Below are 8,333 nucleotides of genomic sequence, written 5' to 3' on the forward strand. Positions count from 1 at the left end.
CACCGCGTCAGGATTTCAGCACGCCGTCCGCCCAGACGGCGAAATCGTTCATGACGGCGTCGCGGTTGATCTCGTTCAGGCTTTCATGGCGGGTTTCCGGATAAACCTTTGAAACCAGATTCGAAAAGCCCATCGCCCGCATGCGCTTTGCCAGGTGATCGACGGCCTTGCCGTAGTCCGACGCGGGATCCTTCTCGCCGCCGACAAGGTTGACGAAGAGATCGCGTCGGACGCCGGCAAAGCTCTGGTCCTTGCCGCCGTGAAGCGCCATGTCGATCACGTCGCGCCACATCGAGACCGAAGCATCCCAGCCGCAGAGCGGGTCGGCGACATATTTGTCGACCTCGACCGGGTCGCGCGACAGCCAGTCGAACAAGGTCCGGTGATTGGGCACAGCCTTGCCCCAGGCCTGGAAGGTAAGCTTGGGTAGGAGGCGAGACGGCACGTCGGAACCCAGCCGCATCCGCTCCCAGCCGAGGATGCCCAACGCCAACTGACCGAGCAGACCTTGCGAGAAATTACCGTTCCAGATCGCAGCGGCATGGACGCGTTCGGAATGGCGCAGGACAAAGTTCAGCGCGACCGAGGCGCCGAGCGAATGTCCAAAAACAATGACCGGCAGTCCTGGATGCTCCGTCGCGATCAGGTCGTGAACGGCGTCGACATCGGCGATCACCTTGGCGATGCCATCGACAGCCGCAAACTTGCCGAGCGGCGCGTCGGCCGCCTTCGTCGCGCCGTGACCGCGATGGTCGTGGGCATAGACGTGGAAACCGCGCCCGCTCAGGAAATCGGCAAAGCGGGCATAGCGCGCCGCGTGCTCGGCCAGGCCGTGGTTGATCTGGACCACGGCGCGCGGATTACCGGCGGCTTCTTTCACATAGAGGTTGAGCTCGGCCCCGGTCGGTGAGGCCAGGCTGGTCTTTCTGTCGAATGGCATGTCTCGCTCTAAACCCAAGAGATAGAGCATGATGGCGTCCGAAAACCGCTTCACACTTTTCGGCATCATGCTCTGGTCGACTGTTGGGCGAGGGCTTTGCCGGCGTCAAGTGGACGAGCGCGCTTGCCGATATGCAACGCCGGCAATCCGCCGTCTCGCGGAGGTGCGCAGCCACTTGCGAACGCGCCGACGGAAGCGCTGAGCTGGGGATTGTTTTTTCGCGTGGTGAAAAAGATCGCAATTCTGACACGCCGGCTGTTCTAGTGTGACGAATCCAATACGGTTCAATGATCGCCGGGAGAGCGGGATGCGGGTTTGGGCATTGTGGGGTTCGATGGTGCTGGCCGTGGCCGGTGCCGGCGCGGCGCATGCCGATGTGAAGATGAGCGGCACTTTCGTTGCCGACAGCGCCTGTCCCGCGACGCAGGCCATCAAGAGCGGCAAGAACCCCGGCAACATCTCGACCGAAGCCGGAAAGAGCTACGACCTTCTTGCCGCCAACAAGGACGAGCCGACCCACTACCTTATCCAGGTGCCGGGCGCCGATCCCGAGCGGCGCTGGGTGAAGATCGGCTGCGGCCATGTCAGCGGCGGCAGCGCGGCTACCGCCCCAGCGCCTTCCGGTCAGGCCAAGCCGTCGTCTGCCTCCGGAAAACCCGAATATGTCTTTGCGCTGAGCTGGCAGCCGGCATTCTGCGAGACCAAGGCGAGCAAGCCCGAATGCAAGGCGCAAAGCCCAAGCGAGTTCGATGCCTCGCATTTTACACTGCATGGGCTATGGCCGCAGCCGAACGGCAATTTCTATTGCCAGGTATCGGCGAGCGACAAGGCCAATGACAATCCGACGCATTGGGGAGACCTGCCGCCGGTCGATCTCGACGCCAACACGCGCGCCGAGCTCGACCAGGTGATGCCGGGCACGGCTTCCAAGCTTGAGCGCCACGAATGGATCAAGCACGGCACCTGCTACGGCAAGAGCCAGCAGGAGTATTTCTCCGACGCGCTCAACCTGATGCGGGCGGTGAACGCGTCCGCGGTGCGCGATCTCTTCAACAAGAACATCGGCAAGCAATTGACCTCGGACCAGATCCGAGGCGCCTTCAACGAAGCTTTCGGCGCCGGCGCGGGCGACCGCGTGCGCGTGTCCTGCCTGGTCGACCCGTCGAGCGGCCGGCGCCTGATCGGCGAATTGACGCTCGGCCTGTCCGGCCCAATCGGACCGCACAGCAAGCTTGCCGATCTCATGATGGCATCGGCGTCGACAGGCAAGGCCGGTTGCCCGAAGGGCACGGTCGACGCGATCGGCTTCCAGTAGGCGGGAGTTCCCTGGCCGGGCGGATATTGGTCAGGCTGGTTCTTTTGTCAGGCTGATCTGGGGGCGGCCTGCAGGATGATCGCCTCGCTGCCGGGTTCGCCGACCACGCGGTCGCGACCGCTCAGCTTGGCCTTGTAGAGGCGCTGGTCGGCCAGCGCGAAAATGTCGGCGAGGCAGCGCGTCGTCTCGCTGACGGTGGAGACGCCGGCGCTCACGGTGATGTTGAAGCGGTTGGTATGCGCCGATGTCTTGGCGGCGTTCCGGATGGTCTCGCCGAGCAGCCTGGCCGGCGCGTGCAACTGCTGTGTCAGCACGGCGAATTCCTCGCCGCCGATGCGGAACACCTGATCGTTGCCGCCGACCGTCTCGGCCAGCAAAGCCGCCATCGATTTCAGCACCTTGTCGCCCTCGGCATGACCGAAGCGGTCGTTGATGGACTTGAAATGGTCGACGTCGACGATGAGCAGGCTGAGCGGCTTGCCGATCCTGATGGCGGCCGAAACAGCGGATTCGCCGTCGGCATCGAAACTGCCGCGATGTAAGAGGCCGGTGAGGCCGTCGCGGCCGACATATTTGATCAGCGCTTCATAGCGCTCGCGATAGGTGAGGGTGTCGAAAATGTCGGAGAGGCCGCGCGGGACGGCGACATCGTTGTCCTCGACCCATTTGAGATAGGCGACGAGCATGCCGCTATAGGCGAGTGCTGCGCCCATCTTGGCGAACCAGCCGCCGAAGAAGACCTCGATCGGCGCGCCGGCGACGAAATGCAGCGCGGTGAAGAAGCCGGCCTGATCGAAGGTGAGCACGCAGGCGACCGATGCGAGGATGCGCATGAACGGCCTGGCGCGCAGATAGGCGCCGAGCTTCTCGTAGAGCAGGATGATCAGGATGGCGTCGACGAAGAGCAGCGAGGTGCCCCAGACCATCAGCCAGCCCATCTCGTCGATGAAGGCAATGTCGGGAATCCTGCCGCTCGAAAGCGGGGCGATCGCGTGCAGGCGCAGGACCAGCACCAGGCCGATCATCAGGGCGTTGCCGAGCAGCAGGCCGTAGATCGGCTGGCGGACGGTCGCCGCGTCCTCCTTCATGTAGAGCAGAAGCAGCATGACCAGCTTGCCGGAGAACAGCACGGCGGAACCCGGCGACACCAGCCCGAATGGCAGCGCGACATAGAAGACGCTGGCAAGGTAGGTTTCGAGGAAGTGCATGACGCCGAGCGCGCAGACGAACACGCCAAGCCCGATGCGGCGGCGGAAGCGGAAAAGCGTGACCATGGCGCCGAAATACAGAACCGCTTCGGCAAGGAGCAGGACACCGTTCAGCACGTCGTCGATCCGATCTTTCCCCGAAACCACGGCATGGCCGCGATTTCCCAATCTATTAGCGTTTTGCAGGCGAATGGTTAACCACTGATTTCAGGCTGCCGCCGGCGGCGGCGAAAAGCTGTGGACCTACTTTAGGGGTGCAAACCGGGCGAATGCGCACCGTTTGGCCGTCTCTCGCCGAAAGCGATTGCCGTTCGGCCCTTCATCGCCTACATAGCGCGCAACCCCCATCCACCTTGACACTTCAGTTTCCAGGGAAAGCGCGCGTGGCTCGCCAGTTCATCTATCACATGTCCGGCCTGTCGAAGGCCTACGGCACCAAGAAGGTGCTCGATAACGTTCACCTGTCCTTCTATCCGGACGCCAAGATCGGCATTCTGGGCCCCAACGGCTCGGGCAAGTCGACGATCCTGCGCATCATGGCCGGGCTCGACAAGGAGTTCCAGGGCGAGGCGTGGCTGGCCGAGGGTGCCACCGTCGGCTACCTGGCGCAGGAGCCGCAGCTCGACCCCAACAAGACCGTGATGGAAAACGTCATGGAAGGCGTCGCCCGGAAGACCGCCATCATCGAGCGCTACAACGAATTGATGATGAACTATTCCGACGAGACGGCGGACGAGTCCGGCAAGCTCCAGGACGAGATGGACCGGCTCAACCTTTGGGATCTCGAGCAGCAGGTCGAGATGGCGATGGATGCGCTGCAGTGCCCGCCAGGCGATTCCCAAGTGACCAATCTCTCGGGCGGCGAGCGCCGCCGCGTCGCGCTTTGCCAGCTTCTGCTGCGCCAGCCCGACCTGTTGCTGCTCGACGAACCGACCAACCATCTCGATGCCGAGACCACGGCGTGGCTGGAAAAGCACCTGCGCGACTATCCGGGCTCGGTGCTGATCATCACCCACGACCGCTACTTCCTCGACAACGTCACCGGCTGGATCCTGGAGCTCGATCGCGGCCGCGGCATTCCCTATGAGGGCAACTACACCAAATATCTCGACGCCAAGGCCAAGCGCCTGATCCAGGAAGGCCGCGAGGACGACGCCCGCCAGAAGTCGATCTGGCGCGAGCGCGAGTGGATCCAGTCCTCGCCGAAGGCGCGCCAGACCAAGTCGAAGGCGCGTATCAAGGCCTATGAGGAACTGGTCGAGCAGTCGCAAAACCGCAAGCCGACCGACACGCAGATCGTCATCCCGGCGAGCGAGCGCCTTGGCAATGTCGTCATCGAGGTCGAAGGCCTCAACAAGGGCTTTGGCGACGAGCTTTTGATCGAGAACCTGTCGTTCCGTCTGCCGCCGGGCGGCATCGTCGGCGTCATCGGCCCGAACGGCGCCGGCAAGACGACGCTGTTCAAGACCTTCACCGGCCAGGAAAAGCCGGATGCGGGCACGATCCGCATCGGCGAGACGGTCAAGCTCGGCTATGTCGACCAGAGCCGCGATGCGCTCGATGCGAACAAGACGGTGTGGGAAGAGATTTCCGGCGGCGCCGAGGTCATCAAGCTCGGCAAGCACGAGGTCAACAGCCGCGCCTACTGCTCGTCCTTCAACTTCCGCGGCGGCGACCAGCAGCAGAAGGTCGGCAATCTTTCGGGCGGCCAGCGCAACCGCGTGCACCTGGCCAAGATGCTGAAGGGCGGCGGCAATGTGCTGCTGCTCGACGAACCGACCAACGACCTCGACACCGAAACGCTGGCCGCGCTGGAAGATGCGCTCGAAGCCTATGCCGGCTGCGCCGTCATCATCAGCCACGACCGCATGTTCCTCGACCGCATGGCCACCCACATGCTCGCCTTCGAGGGCGACGCGCATGTCGAATGGTTCGAAGGCAATTTCGAGGAATACGAAAAGGACAAGCTGCGCCGCCTCGGCGCCGAAGCGGCAGCCCCGCACCGCATGACGCACAAGCGGCTGACGCGGTAGCATCAGTCCAAAGGGCGGCGAACAGAGCGAGGTTCTGACATGGCTGACTGGTCCGCCGCCCAGTATCTGAAGTTCGAGGATGAGCGCACGCGCCCCGCGCGTGATCTCGTGGCGCAGGTGCCGGTCGATTTCCCACGCCGCGTCGTCGATATCGGCTGCGGTCCGGGCAACTCGACCGAGCTTCTGGTCGAGCGCTGGCCGGATGCTCTGGTCAGCGGCTTCGACACCTCGCCCGACATGATTGAGAAGGCGAGGGCGCGGCTGCCGAATGTCAATTTCGAGCTGGCGGATGCCGCCGGATGGCAGCCCGAGCATCCCGTCGACGTCATCTTCGCCAATGCCGTCTTCCAGTGGCTGCCTGAGCACCCGGCGGTGTTCCAGCGGCTGATGGGGCTTCTGGCGCCGGGCGGCGCGCTGGCCGTGCAGATGCCCGACAATCTCGGCGAGCCGTCGCATCAGCTGATGCGCGAGACAGCGGCGGAACTGTCGTTTGCGGCCAAGCTCGAGGGTGCGGCGCGCGGGCCGCTGCCGCCGGTGTCCTTCTACTATGATCTTCTGTCGCCGCTCGCCGACCGGCTCGATATCTGGCACACGGCCTACAACCATCCGCTTGCCGATGCCGAGGCGATCGTCGAATGGGTCAAGGCGACCGGGCTGAAGCCGTTCCTCGATCCGCTCGACGCGGATGAGAAGAAGGTGTTTCTCGACAGCTACACCGCCAAGATCGCCAAGGCCTATCCGAGGACGGCGAACGGCAAGGTGCTGCTGCGCTTTCCGCGTATCTTCATCGTCGCCAAACGCGCCTAGGGTGTGTTGATGAGGCCGGCCTGCAAATGGCGGTTTCCTGCGCTTCCGGTGCTCACGTACTTCAAGTACGCTCTGCTCCGGTTCTCGGAAGCCGCCTTGTTTGGTCGCTTCGCGCCCGTCTTCGACTCCGACTCGGCCTGACCTGAATCTCAACACACCCTCCACTCGCCCCGCTCCTTGACCCCTTTGCGCCGTCATGCGCATTTCATCCATCTGGACCATGGTCGGCTATCCCCTGGAGGGGGCCGCAGGGCAGGGGGTGGCAAATGACATTGGGCAAGATCGGGCTCGCGGGCTGCTTGTGCATGGCTGCGGTTTCTCTTTCGATGGCAGCCGAGGCCAAGCCGGCACGCTGCTTCACCACGGATGACGGCTATTATCCGTGCAACTACAAGGCCTTGGACGGCGAGGGAAGCTTCCGCGTCTCGGCGCCCGGCTATCCCACCATCACGCTCGAGATCGACCAGCCGGGCTTTGCCTTCGGCTATGCCAAGTTAGGCGGACGCAACCGATCGCTGCCCGGGCAATTCGTGCGCAGCCGCGACGACGGCGCCTGCTGGAACAATCCGCAGACCAACACAAAGCTGTGTGCCTGGTGAGCCGCCAGGGCGGAGTTTAAGCTGGTATAAACCGGCCAAATGCGACAAGGGTTGCGCCGGGCCATTTCCGCGCCCACATCAGAGCCCGTTACGGCCGGGCTCGGTACGGATTGGACATGCATCGCGTCATCATCAGCGGCATCGGCGCCGAGATCCCCGAACCCGTCATCACCAATGAAGAGCTGGTCGCAAGCTTCAACAGCTGGGTCGACACCGAGAATGCGCGCCGCGCCGACACCGGCGAGCCGCTTTTGCAGAAATCGGACAGCGACTTCATCGTGCACGCTTCGGGCGTGAGGAGCCGCCATGTCGTCGAGCGTGAGGGCATCCTCGACCCGACCCGCATGTCGCCGCGCATTCCGGCACGGCCGGACGACGCGCTGTCATTGGAGGCGGAGTTCGGCATCGCCTCGGCCAGGAAGGCGCTTGCGCATGCAGGCGTCGATGGGTCCGATGTCGACCTGGTGATCTGCTCGGCCTCGCACCACCAGCGGCCCTATCCGGCCATCGCCATCGAGATGCAGGAGGCGCTGGGAACCAAGGGCGCCGGCTTCGACATGGGGCTTGGCTGCTCTTCGGCGGCGGCGGCGCTGCATGTCGCCGTCAATCTGGTCAGGTCGGGGGCGCACAAGCGCATCCTGGTGTCGACGCCGGAAATCATCACCGGCCACCTCAACTTCCGCGACCGGCAGACGCATTTCATCTTCGGCGATGCTTCGGTCGCCATGGTCGTCGAGGGACTGGCGCAAGGCGAAAAGCGGCCGGGGCGCTTCGAGGTGCTCGACACGCGCACCTGGACACAGATGTCGAACAACATCCGCACCAATCTCGGCTACCACACGCGCACGGCCCAGGACGATCCCTACATGATCAACCTGGAAGGCAATCTCATCAAGCAGGTCGGCAACAAGGTGTTCAAGGAAGTCACCGTCGCCGGCCAGAAATTCATCGTCGAATTCCTGGCCGAGCACGGGCTGACACCGGATGGCATCCGCCGCTTCTGGCTGCATCAGGCCAACGCGCGCATGAATGCGATGATCCTGAAACTGTCGTTCGGCCACGACGTCGACCATGATCGCGCGCCGATGGTGCTGGAGCGGCTCGGCAACACAGCCGGCGCCGGTGCGATCGTGGCGCTGTCGGAGAACCATGCCGACATGAAGGCCGGCGATTTCGGCCTGATCTGCGCCTTCGGCGCCGGCTATTCGATCGGCGGCGCGTTGCTCAGGATGCTCTAAGCCGGCGATCAGACCGGCGCGAAGGGCACCAGCATCGGCACGCGCCTGGCGTAATCATCATAGGCGGGGCCGAGCTCGCCGCGCAGGAAGCTCTCTTCCAGCCGCGCCTTGACGACGACGCCGACGAGCAGCAGGGCGGCGCCGCCTATGCCCCATACCGTGCCCTTGACCGCCATGGTGGCGAGAACAGACA

7 protein-coding genes and 1 pseudogene are annotated in these 8,333 nt (G+C 63.8%); 5 read left to right on the top strand and 3 right to left on the bottom strand.

Translation table 11 applies throughout. The features are described 5' to 3' along the window. Nucleotides 1–7: 7 nt before the first annotated feature. Nucleotides 8–940: an alpha/beta hydrolase gene (locus FJ471_RS24065; RefSeq protein WP_140807222.1), complete on the bottom strand. Its 933-nt coding sequence runs from the start codon at nucleotides 938–940 to the stop codon at nucleotides 8–10. A gap of 307 nt (nucleotides 941–1,247) precedes the next feature. On the opposite strand from FJ471_RS24065, the gene FJ471_RS24070 reads away from it, so the two are divergent. Further along, nucleotides 1,248–2,255, top strand: a complete 1,008-nt coding sequence (locus FJ471_RS24070) for a ribonuclease (RefSeq protein ID WP_140807223.1) — start codon at nucleotides 1,248–1,250, stop codon at nucleotides 2,253–2,255. A gap of 47 nt (nucleotides 2,256–2,302) precedes the next feature. On the opposite strand, the gene FJ471_RS24075 is transcribed toward FJ471_RS24070, so the two are convergent. Further along, nucleotides 2,303–3,580, bottom strand: a complete 1,278-nt coding sequence (locus FJ471_RS24075; RefSeq protein ID WP_246684815.1) for a GGDEF domain-containing protein — start codon at nucleotides 3,578–3,580, stop codon at nucleotides 2,303–2,305. Between the two features lie 266 nt (nucleotides 3,581–3,846). On the opposite strand from FJ471_RS24075, the gene ettA reads away from it, so the two are divergent. The 4 genes from ettA to FJ471_RS24095 all read left to right on the top strand — a co-directional run bounded on the left by ettA (nucleotide 3,847) and on the right by FJ471_RS24095 (nucleotide 8,140). Then, nucleotides 3,847–5,496 carry an energy-dependent translational throttle protein EttA gene (gene ettA / locus FJ471_RS24080; RefSeq protein ID WP_140807224.1) on the top strand — a complete coding sequence of 550 codons (1,650 nt, stop codon included), beginning with the start codon at nucleotides 3,847–3,849 and terminating at the stop codon, nucleotides 5,494–5,496. 39 nt (nucleotides 5,497–5,535) lie between these two features. Further along, nucleotides 5,536–6,303, top strand: coding sequence for a trans-aconitate 2-methyltransferase (gene tam / locus FJ471_RS24085; RefSeq protein ID WP_140807225.1), 768 nt, complete (start codon nucleotides 5,536–5,538; stop codon nucleotides 6,301–6,303). A gap of 305 nt (nucleotides 6,304–6,608) precedes the next feature. Beyond that, entirely contained in the window at nucleotides 6,609–6,902 is a 294-nt protein-coding gene (locus FJ471_RS24090) for a hypothetical protein (protein WP_246684816.1), read from the top strand. 116 nt (nucleotides 6,903–7,018) lie between these two features. Then, nucleotides 7,019–8,140 (top strand): beta-ketoacyl-ACP synthase III, encoded by a 1,122-nt coding sequence (locus FJ471_RS24095; protein ID WP_140807227.1) that lies wholly within the window; start codon nucleotides 7,019–7,021, stop codon nucleotides 8,138–8,140. Between the two features lie 8 nt (nucleotides 8,141–8,148). Here the strand turns inward: FJ471_RS24095 and FJ471_RS24100 are convergent. Further along, nucleotides 8,149–8,333, bottom strand: a pseudogene (locus FJ471_RS24100) (isoprenylcysteine carboxylmethyltransferase family protein); the annotation flags it as partial.

Origin of the sequence: Mesorhizobium sp. B2-7-1 (genome assembly GCF_006440735.1) — a bacterium.
Lineage (GTDB): Bacteria > Pseudomonadota > Alphaproteobacteria > Rhizobiales > Rhizobiaceae > Mesorhizobium.

Bases quoted from the DNA above. Each gene is read 5' to 3' on its own strand.
- FJ471_RS24095 (WP_140807227.1), top strand. From the start codon at position 7,019: ATGCATCGCGTCATCATCAGCGGCATCGGCGCCGAGATCCCCGAACCC.
- tam (WP_140807225.1), top strand. From the start codon at position 5,536: ATGGCTGACTGGTCCGCCGCCCAGTATCTGAAGTTCGAGGATGAGCGC.
- FJ471_RS24070 (WP_140807223.1), top strand. From the start codon at position 1,248: ATGCGGGTTTGGGCATTGTGGGGTTCGATGGTGCTGGCCGTGGCCGGT.
- FJ471_RS24090 (WP_246684816.1), top strand. From the start codon at position 6,609: ATGGCTGCGGTTTCTCTTTCGATGGCAGCCGAGGCCAAGCCGGCACGC.
- FJ471_RS24065 (WP_140807222.1), bottom strand. From the start codon at position 940: ATGCCATTCGACAGAAAGACCAGCCTGGCCTCACCGACCGGGGCCGAG.